This is a genomic window from Pseudomonas sp. PDM22 (genome assembly GCF_014851965.1).
GTDB lineage: Bacteria > Pseudomonadota > Gammaproteobacteria > Pseudomonadales > Pseudomonadaceae > Pseudomonas.
The window spans coordinates 214,195-232,091 of the sequence record NZ_JACVAR010000010.1 but is presented as its reverse complement, the minus strand read 5'-3'; the positions used below and the strand labels follow the sequence as shown (position 1 = coordinate 232,091).

At 67.7% G+C, this 17,897-nt stretch carries 16 protein-coding genes; 14 read left to right on the top strand and 2 right to left on the bottom strand.

The window, feature by feature from the left end:
• Positions 1 to 138: 138 nt before the first annotated feature.
• Both IB255_RS28490 and IB255_RS28485 read right to left on the bottom strand, forming a co-directional pair.
• A complete protein-coding gene (locus IB255_RS28490; RefSeq protein WP_192211189.1) occupies positions 139 to 1,161 on the bottom strand; it encodes a branched-chain amino acid aminotransferase in 1,023 nt (340 codons plus the stop codon).
• 372 nt (positions 1,162 to 1,533) lie between these two features.
• A complete protein-coding gene (locus IB255_RS28485) occupies positions 1,534 to 2,349 on the bottom strand; it encodes an IclR family transcriptional regulator (protein ID WP_081517173.1) in 816 nt (271 codons plus the stop codon).
• A gap of 141 nt (positions 2,350 to 2,490) precedes the next feature.
• On the opposite strand from IB255_RS28485, the gene IB255_RS28480 reads away from it, so the two are divergent.
• The 14 genes from IB255_RS28480 (at position 2,491) to IB255_RS28415 (ending at position 17,749) form a co-directional block, all read left to right on the top strand.
• The gene (locus IB255_RS28480) at positions 2,491 to 2,877 is read left to right on the top strand and encodes a Zn-ribbon domain-containing OB-fold protein (RefSeq protein WP_192211188.1); all 387 of its coding nucleotides are present in this window, start codon (positions 2,491 to 2,493) and stop codon (positions 2,875 to 2,877) included.
• The gene (locus IB255_RS28475) at positions 2,874 to 4,025 is read left to right on the top strand and encodes a thiolase (RefSeq protein ID WP_192211187.1); all 1,152 of its coding nucleotides are present in this window, start codon (positions 2,874 to 2,876) and stop codon (positions 4,023 to 4,025) included. The genes IB255_RS28480 and IB255_RS28475 overlap by 4 nt, the downstream gene beginning before the upstream one ends.
• 142 nt (positions 4,026 to 4,167) lie before the next feature.
• The gene (locus IB255_RS28470) at positions 4,168 to 6,303 is read left to right on the top strand and encodes an acetate--CoA ligase family protein (RefSeq protein ID WP_081517176.1); all 2,136 of its coding nucleotides are present in this window, start codon (positions 4,168 to 4,170) and stop codon (positions 6,301 to 6,303) included.
• Positions 6,287 to 7,168 (top strand): MaoC/PaaZ C-terminal domain-containing protein, encoded by an 882-nt coding sequence (locus IB255_RS28465; RefSeq protein ID WP_081518147.1) that lies wholly within the window; start codon positions 6,287 to 6,289, stop codon positions 7,166 to 7,168. The genes IB255_RS28470 and IB255_RS28465 overlap by 17 nt, the downstream gene beginning before the upstream one ends.
• Positions 7,169 to 7,207: 39 nt before the next feature.
• A complete protein-coding gene (locus IB255_RS28460; protein WP_151189319.1) occupies positions 7,208 to 8,575 on the top strand; it encodes an MFS transporter in 1,368 nt (455 codons plus the stop codon).
• A 50-nt stretch (positions 8,576 to 8,625) separates the two neighbouring features.
• Complete coding sequence (locus IB255_RS28455) at positions 8,626 to 9,030, top strand: PaaI family thioesterase (protein ID WP_139791554.1); 405 nt, start codon at positions 8,626 to 8,628, stop codon at positions 9,028 to 9,030.
• Positions 9,031 to 9,034: 4 nt separating this feature from the next.
• Positions 9,035 to 10,093, top strand: a complete 1,059-nt coding sequence (locus IB255_RS28450; protein WP_192211186.1) for an acyl-CoA dehydrogenase family protein — start codon at positions 9,035 to 9,037, stop codon at positions 10,091 to 10,093.
• Between the two features lie 8 nt (positions 10,094 to 10,101).
• Positions 10,102 to 10,857, top strand: a complete 756-nt coding sequence (locus IB255_RS28445; RefSeq protein WP_192211199.1) for an enoyl-CoA hydratase/isomerase family protein — start codon at positions 10,102 to 10,104, stop codon at positions 10,855 to 10,857.
• 16 nt (positions 10,858 to 10,873) lie between these two features.
• Positions 10,874 to 12,019, top strand: coding sequence for an acyl-CoA dehydrogenase family protein (locus IB255_RS28440; RefSeq protein ID WP_192211185.1), 1,146 nt, complete (start codon positions 10,874 to 10,876; stop codon positions 12,017 to 12,019).
• A 49-nt stretch (positions 12,020 to 12,068) separates the two neighbouring features.
• Positions 12,069 to 12,986 carry an SDR family NAD(P)-dependent oxidoreductase gene (locus tag IB255_RS28435; protein WP_015475457.1) on the top strand — a complete coding sequence of 306 codons (918 nt, stop codon included), beginning with the start codon at positions 12,069 to 12,071 and terminating at the stop codon, positions 12,984 to 12,986.
• 19 nt (positions 12,987 to 13,005) lie between these two features.
• Positions 13,006 to 13,983, top strand: coding sequence for an NADH:ubiquinone reductase (locus IB255_RS28430; RefSeq protein WP_081517182.1), 978 nt, complete (start codon positions 13,006 to 13,008; stop codon positions 13,981 to 13,983).
• Positions 13,984 to 14,047: 64 nt separating this feature from the next.
• Entirely contained in the window at positions 14,048 to 15,298 is a 1,251-nt protein-coding gene (locus IB255_RS28425; RefSeq protein ID WP_192211184.1) for an OprD family porin, read from the top strand.
• A gap of 121 nt (positions 15,299 to 15,419) precedes the next feature.
• The gene (locus IB255_RS28420) at positions 15,420 to 16,103 is read left to right on the top strand and encodes a TetR/AcrR family transcriptional regulator (protein ID WP_192211183.1); all 684 of its coding nucleotides are present in this window, start codon (positions 15,420 to 15,422) and stop codon (positions 16,101 to 16,103) included.
• Positions 16,100 to 17,749, top strand: coding sequence for an acyl-CoA dehydrogenase family protein (locus tag IB255_RS28415; protein ID WP_192211182.1), 1,650 nt, complete (start codon positions 16,100 to 16,102; stop codon positions 17,747 to 17,749). Before IB255_RS28420 ends, IB255_RS28415 begins: the two co-directional genes overlap by 4 nt.
• The last annotated feature ends 148 nt before the right edge of the window (positions 17,750 to 17,897 follow it).

Genomic DNA, 17,897 nt, shown 5'->3' with positions numbered 1-17,897 from the left:
CCCCTCTAGGGGCGGGCCATGCCCGTGATCGCGCGCATGGCTCGCTCCTACAGGTTCAGGCCGGCGACCTCGGCCCAAAGAAAAACGCCGCGCTACCTTCCGGTAGCGCGGCGTTCGTTCTTCAGCTAGCTGTCAGGCTCAGTCGACCTTGACCACCCAGCCTTCCGGACCTTCCACGTCACCCTTCTGGATGCCGGTCAGTTCCTCGTAGAGGCGACGGGTCACCGGGCCGACGTCTTCGCGGCTGAAGAATACGTGCAGGTTGTCCTTGTACTGGATGCCGCCGATCGGGGTGATCACCGCTGCGGTACCGCAGGCGCCGGCTTCCTTGAAGCGGGCCAGGTCGTCGATCTGCACGTCGCCTTCGATCACTTTCAGGCCCAGGCGCTGTTCGGCCAGCTGCATCAGCGACAGGCGGGTGATGCCCGGCAGCACCGAGCTGGAGCGCGGGGTGACGAACTCGTTGTCATGGGTGATGGCGAAGAAGTTGGCCGAGCCCACTTCCTCGATGCGGCTGTGGGTGGCCGGGTCGAGGTAGATGCAGTCGGCGAAACCTTCTTTCTTGGCCTGGGCGCCCGGCATCAGGCTGGCGGCGTAGTTGCCACCGACCTTGGCGGCGCCGGTGCCGTTGGGCGCGGCGCGGTCGTAGGTGGAGATCACGAAGTCATGGGGCTTCATGCCGCCCTTGAAGTAGGCGCCGACCGGGATGCAGAACACCGAGAAGATGAATTCCGGAGCCGGGCGCACGCCGATGTTGTCGCCCACGCCAATCACGAACGGGCGCAGGTACAGCGCGCCGCCCGAGCCGTACGGCGGGATGAAGCGCTCGTTGGCGCGCACGACCTGCTTGCAGGCCTCGATGAACTGCTCTTCGGACACTTGCGGCATCAGTACGCGGGCGCAGCTGCGGGCCATGCGCGCGGCGTTCTGGTCCGGGCGGAACAGGTTGATCGAGCCGTCCTTGCAGCGGTAGGCCTTGAGGCCTTCGAAGCACTGCTGGCCATAGTGCAGGGCGGAGGAGCCCTCGCTGATGTGCAGGGTGTTGTCTTCGGTCAGCTTGCCGTCGTCCCACAGACCATCGCGCCAGTGAGAGATGTAGCGGAAGTCGGTCTTGATGTAATCGAATCCGAGCGTGCCCCAATCGATGTCTTTCTGTTCCATGGTTGCCTCATTCAATGGGATTACCTGCGGCTGCCGCGAGCCATTCAAGGCAGGCGAGCATCCGGGCAGAAGGTTTGGCGGGCTCTGGCGGCGGGCTGCCTGAATCGCAAGGGATTCAGGCGTGCGGCGGGAACGGTGTTCTCCGCGGGATGGTCACCGCCAGGACTCCATCAAGACTTGCCATGATACCGGCGATAGTCGCGGCTGTGGGCCCCTGGCGGCGAATATCGCTGCCATCAGTCGCATCGGGAATGCTGCGACGCGGGCGCCGGCGCGCGGGGTTCCGCTGTGCGGTTTCGCGCCGGTGCCGTTGTTCTTGTCGAAATCATCCATTCACATGAATATCATTTCATATGATGAATAGAGTTCGGGCTATTCCGCTGGGCTGATGGCGCTTTGCGGGAACAGTGAGCGGCTGATGAAGCAGGCCGTCTCGTGCAGGCTGGCGCCGATCTGCTCGAGCTTCTCGCGGTCGTGCTGGGCACTGATGCCGATGCCGGAAATGATGAAGCGTGGCTGGCGATCGTGGTCGATGATCGCGCTGGCGACCATGCTGACGCCGCGATACAGGTGGTCCTGGTCGATGGCCCAGCCGCGCTCCAGCGTGGCGGCGGCGTCGCGGCGGTACTCATCGAAATTCGGTGGGTTCTCCCAGCGCACGCGGGTCAGGCGACGTCGCAGTTCATCCTCGGGGAGGTTGCGCAGCCCGGCGATGCAGCGTCCGGCGGCGCCTACCAGCTCCGGCAGGCGCGAGCCCACGGCGACGTTGACGTGCGCCACGGTTGGCGCGGACACGGCGATCACGCGGATGTGCGCATCGTCGGTGACCTGCCACAAGGTGATCAGGATGTGGTGGCTGGTGCTCAGGCGCTCCAGTTCCGGCTGGATCAGGTCGGCGTAGCTGCGACCGATGAAACTCACTGCCAGCTCCGACAGGCCCAGGCCCAGGCGATAGGTCTTGGTCTCGTTGTCGAACGAGGTCAGCTGCTCGTTGCTCAGTGTGCGCAGGATATTGAAGGTGGTGCTCGGGCTGATACCGGTGGCGCGGGCGATGGCGGTCGCGCCCTCGGGGCCTTCGGCATTGGCCAGGTGGCGCAGGATCTGGATGGCATTCACCACGGCGCCGACATCCTTGGCGCCGCCAGTGCGTTTGCTGCTGGCTTCTTCGACGGTTTTTTCAGTGGTCATATTCTGTATTCTGATTGACATTCAGTATTGTGAATGTATTCTGACCCTGCGACGCCTGCAACGGCTTCCGTGAAGCTGGCTTGGCATGGGCGGTAACGCACTTTGCAACAAAGGCAGAACAAGAACAAAGGAGAAACCTCAATGGTGGATTTCCCCGACCGCAACATGCCAGGGCCAGAGGCGCAGTACCTTGCCTTCCTCGCCCAGGGTCGCTTCATGTTGCAGCGCAGCGCCTCCACCGGCCGGCACGTGTTCTACCCGCGCACCCAGGTGCCCGGCAGCGGCGAAACGGACCTGGAATGGGTTCCCGCCAGTGGCCTGGGCACCCTTTATGCCCTGACCGTCAACCGCGCCCGCAGCGGTGACTACAACGTCGCCCTGGTCGACCTCGATGAAGGCGTGCGCATGATGTCCCGTATCGAAGGTCACCTCAGCCTGCCCATCGGCACCCGCCTCAAGGCGCGCATCGCCCAGCAGGACAGCGGCCCCGCCGTCGTCTTCGAGCCCCTGACGGAGGCACAGTCATGAGCCAGGTCCTGCGCGGCAAGACCGCCATCGTCGGCATCGGCAGCGCCGGTATCGGCGAAGCCCACGGCTACAGCGCCATGGAACTGCTTGGCCAGGCCTCGATGAAGGCCATCGCCGATGCGGGGCTTGCGCTCTCGGACATCGACGCGGTGTTCTCGGCCACCAGCTCCCACGCCTTCCCGACGCTCTCGGTCTGCGAGTACCTCGGCATCAAGCCGAAATTCGTCGACGGCACCAACGTCGGTGGCTCCAGCTTCGAGCTGCACCTGCTGCAGGCGACCCTGGCCCTGGAAGCCGGCCTGTGTGACGCGGCGCTCATCTGCTACGGCTCCAACCAGCGCACTGCCGGCGGCAAGCTGGTGTCGATGAGCGAGCCGCAGTGGCACGAGACGCCCTACCAGCCGCGTCACCCGATCACCGCTTACGCCCTGGCCGCCAGCCGCCACATGCATCAATACGGCACCACCCGCGAGCACCTGGCCGAAGTGGCCGTGGCAGCGCGCGGTTGGGCCAACCTCAACCCCGAGGCCTTTGCCCGTGGCCCGCTGAGCATCGATGAGGTGCTCGCCGCACGGATGGTCAGCGACCCGCTGAGCAAGGCCGACTGCTGCCTGGTCACCGATGGAGGCGGCGCCTGCGTGATGGTGCGTGCCGACCGCGCGCGCGACCTGCCCAAAGCGCCGATCTACTTCCTCGGCGCCGCCGGCGCGCAGTGGCACCGCTCCATCGTCGCCATGCCCGACCTCACCGTCACCGCCGCTTCCGAGAGCGGCCCGCGAGCCATGCAGATGGCCGGGGTGAAGCACTCGGACATCGACCTGGTGATGGTCTACGACGCCTTCACCATCAATACGATCCTGTTCCTCGAGGACCTCGGCTTCTGCCCGAAGGGCGAGGGTGGCCGCTTCGTCCAGGGCGGGCGCATCGCTCCTGGCGGCGAATTGGCGGTGAACACCAACGGCGGCGGGCTGTCCTGTGTGCATCCGGGCATGTACGGCATGTTCCTGATCATCGAGGCGGTCACCCAGCTGCGTCGCGAGGCCGGTGAACGCCAGCTGAAGAAGGCCGACGTGGCGCTGCTGCACGGCAACGGCGGCACCTTGTCCAGCCAGGTGACGGCACTGCTCGGCACCCAAGCGGTGCTCTGAAAGCCCGTGCTCTGAAATTCAGGGCTCTGAAACACAGGGCCGACGCTCCCGGTGGCTGCTACCCGCAGCCTGCCGTGGATGCGCTCGCCCTCGCGCCGGCACGCAAACGCCCGGCACCCGCTACTTGTTCAGGTGGAACGTCATGTCAGTGAGTCACTTGCAACACACCGGTTTTTCCAGTCTCACCCCCCTGGTGCAGCCGCGCTCGGTCGCCGTGGTCGGCGCTTCCAGCGACCCGCACCGCATCGGCGGCCGCCCCATTGCCTACATGCTGCGCAACGGCTTTTCCGGGCGCATCCTGCCGGTGAACCCCAACCGCACCGAGATCCAGGGCCTGCCAGCCTACGCCAGCGTCGATGCGCTGCCCGAGGCGCCGGACGTGGCGATCATCGCGGTGCCGGCGCCGCAGGTACTGGAGACCGTCCAGGCGCTGGGCCGCAAGGGCGCGCGCAGCGCCATCGTGTTCTCCTCCGGCTTCAGCGAAGTCGGCGAGGAAGGCGTGGCCATGCAGGACGCTATCGTCGAAGCCGCCCGCGCGGCGAACATGCGCCTGCTGGGGCCGAACGCGCTGGGCGTGTTCAACGCCAACCTGGGCTACTACGCCTTCTTCTCCACCAGCCTGGAACGCGGCATTCCGCTGGCCGGGCGGGTCGGCATCGCCACCCAGTCCGGCGCCTACGGGGCGCACCTGCTCGGCCTGTCGCGGCAGCGCGGGCTGGGCACGCCGATCTGCGTCGCCACCGGCAACGAAGCCGACGTCACCCTGGGCGATGCCATCGGCTGGCTGGTGGAGTCGCCGGAGATCGACGTGGTGATGGCCTACGCCGAATCGATCCGCAACGTCGACAGCTTTCTCGCCGCCCTCGAAGCGGCCCATCGCGCCGGCAAGCCGGTGATCCTGCACAAGGTCGGGCGCAGCGAACTGGGCGGTCGCGCGGCCATGTCGCACACCGCCTCCCTGGCGGGTGATGACAAGGTGCTCGATGCGGTGCTGGCCGACTACGCCGTGGTCCGCGCGCGCACCACCGAGGAACTGGTGGATATCGCCTACCTTGCCACCCAGCGCATCTACCCGGTGAACAACAGCCTGGGGATGATCACCGTCAGCGGTGGCGCCGGCATCATCGTCAGCGACGCCGCCGAGGACTTCGGCCTGCCCATGCCGCCGATGCCCGAAGCGGCCCAGGCACGCCTGAAGCAGCGCCTGCACTACGCCTCGCCACTCAACCCGGTGGACTGCACCGCCCAGGCGCTCAACGACCTGAGCCTGGTGCACGACTTCACCGAGTCCATGGTGGTGGACGGTGGCTACCGCTCGCTGATCGCCTTCTTCACCCAGGCCGGCACCGCCGCCTCCATTGGCCCGCGCCTCGCCGAGCAGTTCGCGCGGATCAAGGTCGATCACCCGGACCGCCTGTTCGTGGTCTCGGTGATGGGCGAGGGCGAGGAGCTGGCGCCGTACCAGAAGGCCGGCTTTGCCCTGTTCGAGGACCCGACCCGCGCGGTGCGCGCCATCCAGGCCATGGGCCAGCTGGGCGAAGCCTTCGCCCGCCCGCTGCGCAGGATTCCCGCGCCCGGCGGCGTCGAGCTGCCGGCCAGCACGCCCGGTGAGGCCGATGCCAAGCAATTGCTGGCGCGCGCCGGTATCGAATCGGCGCCCGAGCGGGTGCTGAAAAGTGCGGCGGAAGCCGCCGCCTTCGCCGAGCAGATCGGCTTCCCGGTGGTGCTGAAAATCGCCTCGGCGGACATCCTGCACAAGTCGGAAATCGGCGGCGTGCTGCTCAACGTCAGCAGCTCCCAGGCCGTGCGCGAAGGCTACGATCTGCTGCTGCAACGCGCTGCCGAACATGCGCCGAACGCCCGCCTCGACGGCGTGCTGGTGGCCCGTCAGCTGCAGGGTGGCGTGGAGTGCTTCATGGGTATCCAGCGCGACCCGCAGTTCGGACCAGTAGCCGTGTTCGGTCTCGGCGGCATCTTCGTCGAAGTGCTCAAGGACGTGGTGTTCCGCCGCTGCCCGTTCGGCGTCGACGAGGCCGAGCAGATGATCCGCAGCATCAAGGGCGCACCGCTGCTGCTGGGCGCCCGGGGTCGCCCGGTGACCGACATCCAGGCGCTGTCGCGGGTGCTCGCGCAGCTCTCGCAGTTCGCCGCCGAGGCCGGTCCGCGCCTGCGTTCGGTCGACCTCAACCCGGTCTTCGCCATGCCCGAGGGGCAGGGCGCGTGGGCCGCCGATGCGGTGCTGGAAGTGGAGGAGGTGGCCCATGGCGCTGAATCCTGAGCACCTGCTGAACTACCCGATCCCCGAAGTGCGGCAGCGTTTCAGCCGCCAGGACAGCGCTTTCTACGCGCTGTCGGTGGGCCTCGGCGCCGACCCGATGGATGAGCACCAGCTGACCTTCGTCGACGCCAACCGCGACCTCCAGGCGCTGCCCTGCATGGCCGTGGTGCTCGGCCATCCCGGCTTCTGGCTGGGCAACCCGGACACCGGCGTCGATGCGCTGCGCCTGGTCCATGGCGAGCAAAGTATCGAGTGGCTGAAACCGTTGCCGGTGGAAGGCGAAGTGATCGGCCGCACCCGCGTCACCGGTCTGGTGGACAAGGGAGCCGGCAAGGGCGCGCTGCTCTACAGCGAGAAGGTCGTCAGCGACGCGCAGAGCGGCGAGGTGCTGGCGATTGCCCGTGGCACCACTTTCCTGCGCGGTGACGGCGGCTTCGGCGGCGACAGTCAGTCGCTCAGTCAGCCGCACCGTCTGCCCGAGCAGGCGCCGGACCTGGTCATCGACTTGCCGACACGTCCGGAACAGGCGCTGCACTACCGCCTCAACGGCGACGACAACCCGATCCACGCCAGCCCCGCGGCGGCCGCTCGCGGTGGTTTCCCGCGGCCGATCCTGCACGGCCTGTGCACCCTTGGCGTGGCCTTCCATGCGCTGCTGCGCGGCTTCGCCGACTACCGCGCGGAGCGCTTCGCCCACCTGCAGGTGCGCTTCTCGGCACCGGTGTTCCCCGGCGAAACCCTGCGTACGGAAATCTGGAATGACGGCTCCTTCCGCACCCGCGTTGTCGAGCGCGACGTGGTGGTGCTGGACAACGGCCGCGTAAGCCTGACCCCGGAGGGTGGAGAACCAGCCGGGCGGGCCTAGCGCGACGACGACCTCAACCAACCTGCGAGAACAACAACAATGAACGCACCCGACAGCTTGGCCCAGAGCGCCGCGATACCGCGGCGGACCCTGGTGATCGCCTTCTTCTTCTGCTTCCTGGGTCTGCTCGCCGATGGCGCCGACCTGATGTTCCTCGCCTACAGCCTGAACAGCCTCAAGGCCGAGTTCGGCCTGTCCAACTTCGAGGCCGGCTCGCTGGGCAGCATCACCCTGGCCGGCATGGCCATCGGCGGCATCTACGGCGGCTGGGCGTGCGACCGCTTCGGCCGGGTGCGCGTGGTGACCTGGACCATCCTGGTGTTTTCCGTCGGTACCGCGCTGCTGGGCCTGGCGCACAACTACTGGGCCTTCGCACTGATCCGCTTCGTTTCCTCGCTGGGCCTGGGCTCGCTGTTCGTGGCCTGCAACATCCTGATGTCCGAGTTCGTCACCGCCAAGTACCGCACCACCATCCTGGCGACCATGCAGGCCGGCTGGACCGTGGGCTACCTGGTGGCGACCATCCTCGCCGGGCAGATCATCCCGGACTACGGCTGGCGCGCGCTGTTCTTCACCGCCATCGGCGCGGCGCTGATCTGCCTGGCGCTGCGGCCCTGGGTGCCGGAGTCGCCGTCCTGGCTGGCGGCTCGTGCGCAACGCGCGCAGCAGGCCAGCAGTCGCCAGCAGAGCGCGCCCAGCGGCGGCATGCGCCAATTGCTGGTCGATCCGTCCACCCGCCGCATGTTCGTGCTCTGGAGCATCACCTCGTGCTTCCTGCTGTTCGGCTACTACGGCACCAACAACTGGATGCCCTCGTACCTGGAAAGCGAGCTGGGCATGAACTTCAAGTCCATGACCGGCTACATGGTCGGCACCTACACCGCGATGATCCTCGGCAAGGTGCTCGCCGGGATCGCCTCGGACCGCTTCGGCCGCCGCGCCACCTTCGCCGCCGGCGCCATCGGCACCGCGATCTTCATGCCGGTGATCGTGTTCTGGCACACCCCGGACAACATCGTCTGGATCCTCGCGCTGTTCGGCTTCATCTACGGCGTACCGGTGGGCGTGCTGGCCACCTACATGACCGAGAGCTTCTCCACCCAGGTGCGCGGCGCCGCCGTGGGCACTTCCTACAACCTCGGCCGCATCGGCGCGGCGGTGGCCCCGGCGGCCATCGGCCTGCTGGCCTCCCACGTGTCCATCGGCGCGGGCTTCCTGGTCATGGGCATCACCTACGTCATCACCGGCCTGATCCCTGCGCTGATGATCCCCAACCGCCTGTATGACCCGAACCGCGAGGCGCGCAGCCCGCAGCCGGATGCCGCACCTGCAGCGCCCGCGCGCCCGGCGGTACAAGGCGTGGCCCGCCCGGTGGGTCAGCCTGCCACGGAGGAAAGCGTTCGATGACCGATCTCACCTCGACCCGCGCCGCTGCACCTGCTGAGGGTGGCCTGGAGATGTTCCCCAGCGGCCGCTTCACCTTCCAGGAGTTCCTTGGCCTGGAGCGCTGGATCGATGGCGACGTGGTGCGGGTGCGCCTGCCTCACCGCCCGGAGCTGATGAACTACATCGGCAGCTTCCACGGCGGCGTGCTGATGAGCGTGCTCGATGCCGCCATGGCCGGGGCGATCCGCGCGCAGATGCCGGGTTGCTCGATGGTCACCATCGACATGGCCACCCACTTCATGGGCAGCACCAGCGGCGAGATCAACGCCGTCGGCCGGGTGCTGCGGCGGACCCGCACGCTGTGCTTCTGCGCGGCGGAAATCTTCGACGGGGCCGGCGAGCTGATCGCCAGCGCCACCGGCAGTTTCAAGTACCGGCCCGCTGCGGCCGGCGCTGTTCAACCGACACGGGAATGACGAAATGACCGACAACACCGCGATGGCCGAGGAGCGCGAAGAGCGCCTGCGGATGATCCGTGACAGCGCCGCTTCCCTGGTGCCGCGTGGCGGCGACCTGGGCCGGGTGCGCCGCCTGCGCTTCCAGGCGCAGGGCCTCGACCGCGACGCCTGGGCCGAAGTCTGCGCCATGGGCTGGCCGGGCCTGCGCCTCGCCGAAGAGCTGGGCGGCAGTGGGCTGGGCATGGGCGAGTACACGGCGCTGCTGGAAGAACTCGGCCGCGGCCTGCTGCCCGAACCGCTGATCGAGGCGAGCCTGGTCGCTCCCTTGCTGCCCGCCGCCGAGCGCGACGCGCTGCTGGCCGGCGAGCGACTGATCCTGCCTGCGGGCATCGGCTACGAAGCCGGCGCCGCCTTGCCGGTGCTGCGCGACGGCCAACTGCGCGGCGAGGTTGCTCACGTCGCTCTGGGGGCTTGCGCTGATGCGTGGCTGGTTGCCTGCAACGCCGGCCTCGCGCTGGTGCAACGCAATGCCGAGGGGCTGAGTGTTCACCAGGAGCCGACCCAGGACGGCGGCCACCTGGCGCGCCTGCGCTTCGATGGCACGCCCGCGCAGCTCGTCGACAGTGCGCCCGCCGCCCTAGACGAGTCGGCGCTGGCCTGCGCCGCCTACCTGGTCGGCCTGATGGACGCGGCCTTCGAACAGACCCGCGACTACCTCGGCGTGCGCCGCCAGTTCGGCCGCGAGATCGGCAGCTTCCAGTCGCTGCAGCACCGCATGGTCGACCTGAAACTGCAGATCGAACTGGCCCGCGCCATCGTCGGCGAAGCGGCTACCGCGCTGGACGACGGCGCGCCGGTCGCGCAGGTGCAGCGCCTGGTGTCCACCGCCAAAGTGCGCGCCGCCGAAGCGGCCATGCTGGTGACCCGCCAGGCGATCCAGCTGCACGGCGGCATCGGCTACACCGACGAGGCCGACATCGGCCTGTTCCTGCGCCGCGCCATGGTGCTGCTCAACAGCCAGGGCTCGCTGGCCTTCCACCGGGCACGCTACATCGCCCTGCTGCATGCGGAGGTGGCGTGATGAGCGAGATGCTGCTGCAGGAAACCCACGGCTCGGTGCGTCTGCTGCGCTTCAACAATCCGGCGCGGCGCAATGCGCTGTCCCCCGCACTGCGCGCCGAGCTGCTCGACGCGCTGCGCGAAGCGGACGCCGATCCCGCCGTGCGCAGCGTGGTCCTCACCGGTTCGGCGGAAGTCTTCAGCGCCGGCGGCGACCTTAGCGACATGCACGTCACCGACCTCAACGCCGGCCGGGTGCGCATGCAGAAGAACGCCGACCTGATCCGCCAGATGCTGCGCATGGGCAAGCCGATCATCGCCGCCATCGAAGGCTGGGCGGTGGGCGCCGGGCTGTCGGTGGCGCTGGCCTGCGACAGCCTGGTGTGCGGCGGAACCGCGCGCTTCGCCGCCGGCTTCGGCAAGGTCGGGCTGCTCGCCGATCTTGGCCAGCTGCACACCTTGCCGGCACGCATCGGTGTCGGCCGCGCGCGGCAGGTGCTGATGTTCGGCCAGGTCATCGAGGCCGAGGAAGCGCTGCGCATCGGCCTGGTGGACCAGCTCTGCGCACCGGGAGCTGCGCTGGACGCGGCCCTCGCGCTGGCCGCGAAAGTGGAGCAACAGGCTCCGCTGCCGCTGGCCTTGACCAAGGCCCTGCTGGCCGACGGCCTGGAGCTGCTGCTCGAGCGCGAAGGCGATTTCCAGAGCCAGCTGTTCCTCAGCGCCGACCATGCCGAAGGCAAGGCGGCCTTCCTCGATAAACGTTCCCCGAATTTCCGGGGCCAGTAATCAAGAGAGCCGTGACATGACCGATTACAACGCCCTCGAAGATGGCGAGTTCCGCCGGCTGGTGCGCGACTGGGTCGCCGCCAACTACCCGCAGCGCATCCGCAACCCGGCCCACCGCCTGGGCCGCGATGACACCTGGGAGTGGTACCAGGCACTGTCGAAACATGGTTGGCTGTGCCCCGGCTGGCCGGTGCAGTTCGGTGGCATGGGCCTCGCCGCCGGCAAGCAGCTGATCATGATCGAGGAGATGGAAAACTACGGCTGCGCACGCCTGCCCGACAGCGGCATCACCATGCTCGGCCCGCTGCTGATCCGCTACGGCACCGACGCCCAGCGCGAGCGTTTCCTGCCGCGCATCCTGAGCGGTGAAGACATCTGGTGCCAGGGCTACAGCGAGCCCAACGCCGGCTCCGATCTCGCCAGCCTGCGCACCGAGGCGGTGCTGCGTGACGGCGAGTGGGTGATCAACGGCCAGAAGACCTGGACCACCATGGGTACCGAGGCCAACTGGATCTTCGTGCTGGCGCGCACCGAGCGCAGCGCCAAGGCGCAGCAGGGCATCAGCTTCCTGCTGGTGCCGATGGACAGCCCCGGCGTCGAGGTGCGGCCGATCCTCAACCTGGAACTGCAGGGCGAGTTCTGCGAGGTGTTCTTCAACGACGTGCGCGTGCCGGAAGAGAACCTCGTCGGCGCGGTCAACCACGGCTGGGGCATGGCCAAGGCACTGCTCGGCTTCGAGCGCATCTTCCTGGGCTCGCCCAAGCAGGCCACCTTCGCCCTCGAACGTCTGGTGCGCCTGGCTCGTCACCAGGGCCTGTGGGACGACCCGGTGTTCGCCCAGCGTTTCGCCGCGCTGAGCATGGACCTGGACTGCCACAAGGCGCTCTACGAGCGCTTCGCCGAACGCCTGCGGCGCGGCGAGGAGCTGGGCCCGGACGTTTCCCTGCTGAAGATCCACCAGTCCGAGCTGTACCAGCGCATCAGCGAGCTGGGACTGGAGATCGCCGGCGCGGATTCGGCGCTGCTCAACCCCTTCGCCGACGACGCCGAACTGCACCCGGCGGGCATCTTCATCCAGTCGCGGCCGACCACCATCTACGGCGGCACCAACGAGATCCAGCGCAACATCCTGGCCAAGGCCGTGCTCGGCCTGCCGAGCTGATCCTGCGCGCAACGAACTCCCTGATTGAACGAACAGTAAGGAATTAGCGATGACCCAACGACTCAACGAAGGCAAGGTAGCGATCGTCACCGGCGCCGGTGGCGGCATCGGCCGCGAGATCGCCCTGGCCCTGGCCGACAGCGGCGCGCGGGTGCTGATCAACGATATCGGCGTGTCCCTGCAGGGCGAGGGCGGCTCGGCTTCCCCGGCCGAGGAAACCCTCGGGCTGATCCGCCAGCGCGGCGGTGACGGCGCCATCAACACCGACAGCGTGTCGGACTGGGACAGCGCCCGGCGCATCGTCTCCAGCGCCATCGACGCCTTCGGTCGCGTCGACATCGTGGTGAACAATGCCGGCATCCTGCGCGACACCATCTTCCACAAGATGAGCGCCGAGGACTGGCTGTCGGTGATCAACGTGCACCTCAACGGCAGCTTCTTCGTCAGCCGCGCCGCCGCCGAGCACTTCCGCGCGCAGAACAGCGGCGCCTTCGTGCACATGACCAGCACCTCGGGGCTGATCGGCAACTTCGGCCAGGCCAACTACTCGGCGGCCAAGCTCGGCATCGTCGCGCTGAGCAAGTCCATCGCCCTCGACATGCAGCGCTACAACGTGCGCTCCAACTGCATCGCGCCCTTCGCCTGGAGCCGCATGACCGACTCCATCCCGGCCGAGACGCCGGAGCAGAAGGCGCGGGTGGAAAACCTGCAGCGCATGACCCCGGACAAGAACGCACCGCTGGCCGTCTACCTCGCTTCCGACGCCGCCAGTGCGGTCAACGGCCAGGTGTTCGCCGCGCGCAACCACGAGATCTTCCTGATGAGCCAGAGCCGCCCGCTGCGCAGCGTGCACAGTGACAACGGCTGGACCCCGCAGAGCATCGCCGAGCACGGCATGCCCGCGCTGCGCGGCAGCTTCATGGACCTGGCGCGCAGCCCGGACGTGTTCTCCTGGGACCCGATCTGAACCGCCGGAGGACAGGCGCATGTTCAAGACCCGATTCACCGAAACCTTCGGCGTCGAACACCCGATCATGCAGGGCGGCATGCAGTGGGTGGGGCGCGCCGAGATGGCGGCGGCGGTGGCCAATGCCGGCGGGCTGGCAACGCTCTCGGCGCTGACCCAGCCGACCCCGCAGGCGCTGGCCGACGAGATCGCGCGTTGCCGCGAACTCACCGACAAGCCCTTCGGCGTCAACCTCACGCTGCTGCCGACGCAGAAGCCGATCCCCTACGCGGAGTACCGCGCGGCGATCATCGAGGGTGGCATCGGCGTGGTCGAAACCGCTGGCAACAACCCCGGCGAGCACATTGCCGAGTTCCGCCAGCACGGGATCAAGGTCATCCACAAATGCACCGCTGTGCGCCATGCGCTCAAGGCCGAGCAACTGGGCGTGGACGCGGTGTCCATCGACGGCTTCGAGTGTGCCGGCCATCCGGGCGAGGACGACATTCCCGGCCTGGTCCTGCTGCCTGCGGCGGCCAACCGGCTGCGCGTGCCGATCATCGCTTCCGGTGGCTTCGCCGACGGTCGCGGGCTGGTGGCGGCGCTGGCGCTGGGGGCCGATGCGATCAACATGGGCACTCGCTTCCTCAGCACCCGCGAGTGTCCGATCCACCCGCAGGTCAAGGCGGCCATCCGCGCGGCGGACGAGCGCTCCACGGACGTGATCATGCGTTCGTTGCGCAACAGTGCGCGGGTCGCCCGCAACGCGATCAGCCAGGAAGTGCTGGCCATCGAGGCGCGCGGCAACGCCACCTACGCCGACATCGCCACGCTGGTCAGCGGCCTGCGCGGGCGCACCGTCTACGAGCAGGGCGACACCGACCTGGGAATCTGGTCGGCGGGCATGGTCCAGGGCCTGATCGATGACGAACCCAGCTGCGAGGAACTGCTGCGCGACATCGTCGAGCAGGCGCGCCAGTTGATCCGCCAGCGACTGGAGGGCCTGCTCTCCGATTGATCCCGAGCGCGGCGCCTTCAGGAGCGGCGCCGCCTTCACCTCACCTGACGAAGAGACAACAACAATGAAAAATCTTCCCGTACGGGCGCTCGTTTCGAGCATCGCCTGCCTGCCCCTGTTCGCCCACGCGGACTTCATCGCGGACAGCAAGGCGAACCTGGAGCTGCGCAATTTCTACTTCAACCGCGACTACCGCCAGAGCGGTGCCGCGCAGTCGAAATCCGAGGAGTGGGCGCAGGGTTTCCTGCTGCGCTTCGAGTCGGGCTACACCGAAGGCACGGTGGGCGTGGGCGTCGATGCCCTCGGCTTGCTGGGGATCAAGCTGGACTCCAGCCCTGATCGCACCGGCTCCGGCCTGCTGCCGTACTCGGCCAGCGACAAGCGCGCCGCCGACGACTACAGCTCCCTCGGCGTGACGGCCAAGCTGCGCGCCTCGAAGAGCACTTTGAAGGTCGGCACCCTGCTGCCCAAGCTGCCGGTGGTGCAGTACAACGACACCCGCCTGGCCCCGCAGACCTTCCAGGGTGGGCTCGCCGAGGTCAACGAGATCGACGGCCTCAGTGCCCAGCTCGGCCAGCTGCGCCAGGTGAAGCAGCGCGACTCGACCAACGACGAAGACCTGTCGATGACCCGTGGCAACAAGCGCAACATCGTGCTTGGCAGCCACACCACCAGCGACCGCTTCAACCTCGCCGGCGGCACCTACCGCTGGACCGACAACCTCAGCACCAGCTACCACTACGGCGGCCTGGAAAACTTCTACCGCCAGCACTACCTGAGCGTGGTGCACACCTTGCCGATCACCGAGGGCCAGTCGCTCAAGTCGGATATCCGCTGGGCCCGCTCCACCGATGATGGCGGCAGCAACGTCGACAACCGCGCGCTCAACGCGCTGTTCACCTATCGCATCGGCGGCAGCGGCTTCGGCGTCGGCTACCAGCGCATGTCCGGCGACACCGGTTTCGCCTACCTCAGCGGCACCGACCCGTACCTGACCAACTTCGTGCAGATCGGCGACTTCGCCAACAAGGACGAACGCTCCTGGCAGGCGCGCTACGACTACGACTTCGCCGGCCTCGGCCTGCCGGGCCTGACCTTCATGACCCGCTACCTGCAAGGCGACCACATCGACCTGCTGAACGGCCAGGGGCGCGGCAAGGAGTGGGAGCGCGACACCGATATCGGCTACGTGGTGCAGAACGGCCCGCTGAAGAACCTTGGCTTCAAGGTGCGCAATGGTGCCTTCCGCAGCGACTTCGGCAACGATATCGACGAAACGCGGGTGATCGTCAGCTACCAGATGCCGCTCTGGTAAGTATGCGCACGGGCGGTGGCGGTTTGGCCAGAATCGCCCCGCTCGTGGCGGGAATGTCCCTTTCAGCAAAGGTCTGAACCGTGATTCACTGAATTTCATGCAGTGAATCCGGATTCAGATCATGGCCTACCGACACTCCCCAGCACGGCTGCAAAAGGACGGCGAACTGCGCGAGCGCATTCTCGAGCTGGCGCTGGCGCGGGTGGCCGACGGTGGTTTCGCCGCCCTGACCATGCAGAGCCTGGCGGACGCCGCCGGCATCGCCACCGGCAGCCTCTATCGGCACTTCAGCGGCAAGGGCGAACTGGCCGCCGAGGTCTTCGCCCGTGCCAGCCAGCACGAGGTCGATACCCTCGGTGCGCTGCTGAAAGCTCCCGGCAGCGCTTCCGAACGCCTGAACCGGGGCCTGCAGCAGTTCGCCGCGCGCGCCTGGGGCAGCCGCCAGCTGGCCTTCGCGCTGATCGCCGAGCCGGTCGACCCGGAAGTGGACGAGCAGCGCCTGATCTACCGCGAAGCCTACGCCGCACTGTTCGTCACCCTGCTGGAGCAGGGCATCGCCGCCGGTGAATTCCAGCCCCAGCCGGTGCAGCTGACCGCCGCCTGCCTCGTCGGCGCCATCGCCGAAGCCCTGATCGGCCCGCTTTCGCCGCCCGCCCGCGCCGCGCGGGATGCCGGCCAGTCCAACGTTTCCCTGGAGGACGTCAGCGACGCCCTCGCCAGCTTCTGCCTGCGCGCCGTCGGCGCGTCCACATCTGCCTTGCCCAAGCCAGCCAGGCCCACGCCCGTTATGGAGGACCAGCCATGATCCCGCACCCGTACGCCGAAACCCACGAAGTGACCAACCAGGTACCGCCGCTGGACGGCGCCAACCTCTATCGCGTCGACGTACCGCTGCAGGAGTGGGTGCGCCGCTACGGCGGCGGCTGGGCCGAGCAGAAACTTGATGCCTATGGCGCGCTGGCCGGCGGGCCGCTGATGGCGGCGGGCTTCCTCGCCAACGAGAACAAGCCGGTGTTCAAGTCCCACGACCGCTTCGGCCATCGCGTTGACCTGGTGGAATTCCACCCGGCCTACCACGAGCTGATGCGCGCGGCCATCGAGGCCGGCCTGCCCTCGATGCCCTGGACCGATCCGCGTGCTGGCGCCCACGTCGCCCGTGCGGGCCTGAGCTACCTGCACAGCCAGGCCGAAGCCGGCACCGGCTGCCCGCTGACCATGACCTTCGCCAGCGTGCCTGCCCTGCGTCTGCAGCCGGACCTCGCCGAGCAATGGCTGCCGAAGATCCTCTCCACCGAATACGACCCGCGCAACCTGCCCATCGAACAGAAGACCGGCGCCACCATCGGCATGGCCATGACCGAGAAGCAGGGCGGCACCGACGTGCGCGCCAACACCACCCGCGCCTACCCGGTCGGCATTCCCGGCCCGGGCCAGGCCTACGAACTGGTCGGCCACAAGTGGTTCTGCTCGGCGCCGATGTGCGACGCCTTCCTCACCCTGGCCTACACCGACAAGGGGCTGACCTGCTTCCTGCTGCCGCGCCACCGCCCGGACGGCAGCCGCAACGAGTTCTACATCCAGCGGCTGAAGAACAAGCTGGGCAACTGGTCCAACGCCTCCAGCGAAGTGGAATACCGTGGTGCGCTGGCCTGGATGGTCGGCGAGGAAGGCCGTGGCGTACCCACCATCATCGAGATGGTCGCCATGACCCGCTTCGACTGCATGGTCGGCTCCAGCTCGCTGATGCGCCAGGCGCTGACCCAGGCCGCGCACCACTGCGCCTACCGTCAGGTCGGCGGTCGTGTTCTGGCCGAACAGCCGCTGATGCAGAACGTGCTGGCCGACCTTGCCCTGGAAAGCGAAGCCGCGCTGGCCCTGACCATGCGCATGGGCCGCGCCCTGGACAACCTGCACGACGAGCAGGAGGACAAGTTCGCCCGCCTGGTCACCGCCGTGGGCAAGTACTGGATCTGCAAACGCGCCCCCGCAATGATCAACGAGGCCGCCGAATGCCTGGGCGGCGCCGGCTACGTCGAGGACACCATCCTCCCGCGTCTGTACCGCGAAGCGCCGGTCAACTCCACCTGGGAAGGCTCGGGCAACGTGCAGTGCCTGGACGTGCTGCGTGCCCTGTCGAAGGAGCCAGGCGTACTCGACGCGCTGTTCAGCGAGCTGGGCGACGGGCATGGCGATGCGCGCCTGGCCTCGTTCATCGGCAACCTCAAGGCTTCCTTCGCCGACACCCAGGACATCCAGTACCGCGCCCGCCAGCTCACCGAAAACGTCGCCATCGCCCTGCAGGCCAAGCTGCTGCTGGAAGCGGGCAATTCGGTGGTCTCCGACGCCTTCATCGCCAGCCGCCTGGACGACGGCGGCCGCGTCTACGGCACCCTGCCGCGCGGGGTGGATGTGGAAGCGCTGGTGGCGCGGGCGACGCCGCATCTGGTGTGAGGAAATTTCAGTAGAAGTTTTCGGGTTGAACCGTCGCCGGTCGATCAATAGGTTGCAGGAGGAGTGTTCTTCGCCGGGACCGGGATGAGCCTCGCAGGTCTTCCTTTCGGTGCGGGCAGCTCAGTGTTGAGATTGCCTTGGTCTATAG

Bases quoted from the DNA above. Each gene is read 5' to 3' on its own strand.
- IB255_RS28490 (WP_192211189.1), bottom strand. From the start codon at position 1,161: ATGGAACAGAAAGACATCGATTGGGGCACGCTCGGATTCGATTACATC.
- IB255_RS28485 (WP_081517173.1), bottom strand. From the start codon at position 2,349: ATGACCACTGAAAAAACCGTCGAAGAAGCCAGCAGCAAACGCACTGGC.
- IB255_RS28480 (WP_192211188.1), top strand. From the start codon at position 2,491: ATGGTGGATTTCCCCGACCGCAACATGCCAGGGCCAGAGGCGCAGTAC.
- IB255_RS28475 (WP_192211187.1), top strand. From the start codon at position 2,874: ATGAGCCAGGTCCTGCGCGGCAAGACCGCCATCGTCGGCATCGGCAGC.
- IB255_RS28470 (WP_081517176.1), top strand. From the start codon at position 4,168: ATGTCAGTGAGTCACTTGCAACACACCGGTTTTTCCAGTCTCACCCCC.
- IB255_RS28465 (WP_081518147.1), top strand. From the start codon at position 6,287: ATGGCGCTGAATCCTGAGCACCTGCTGAACTACCCGATCCCCGAAGTG.
- IB255_RS28460 (WP_151189319.1), top strand. From the start codon at position 7,208: ATGAACGCACCCGACAGCTTGGCCCAGAGCGCCGCGATACCGCGGCGG.
- IB255_RS28455 (WP_139791554.1), top strand. From the start codon at position 8,626: ATGTTCCCCAGCGGCCGCTTCACCTTCCAGGAGTTCCTTGGCCTGGAG.
- IB255_RS28450 (WP_192211186.1), top strand. From the start codon at position 9,035: ATGACCGACAACACCGCGATGGCCGAGGAGCGCGAAGAGCGCCTGCGG.
- IB255_RS28445 (WP_192211199.1), top strand. From the start codon at position 10,102: ATGCTGCTGCAGGAAACCCACGGCTCGGTGCGTCTGCTGCGCTTCAAC.
- IB255_RS28440 (WP_192211185.1), top strand. From the start codon at position 10,874: ATGACCGATTACAACGCCCTCGAAGATGGCGAGTTCCGCCGGCTGGTG.
- IB255_RS28435 (WP_015475457.1), top strand. From the start codon at position 12,069: ATGACCCAACGACTCAACGAAGGCAAGGTAGCGATCGTCACCGGCGCC.
- IB255_RS28430 (WP_081517182.1), top strand. From the start codon at position 13,006: ATGTTCAAGACCCGATTCACCGAAACCTTCGGCGTCGAACACCCGATC.
- IB255_RS28425 (WP_192211184.1), top strand. From the start codon at position 14,048: ATGAAAAATCTTCCCGTACGGGCGCTCGTTTCGAGCATCGCCTGCCTG.
- IB255_RS28420 (WP_192211183.1), top strand. From the start codon at position 15,420: ATGGCCTACCGACACTCCCCAGCACGGCTGCAAAAGGACGGCGAACTG.
- IB255_RS28415 (WP_192211182.1), top strand. From the start codon at position 16,100: ATGATCCCGCACCCGTACGCCGAAACCCACGAAGTGACCAACCAGGTA.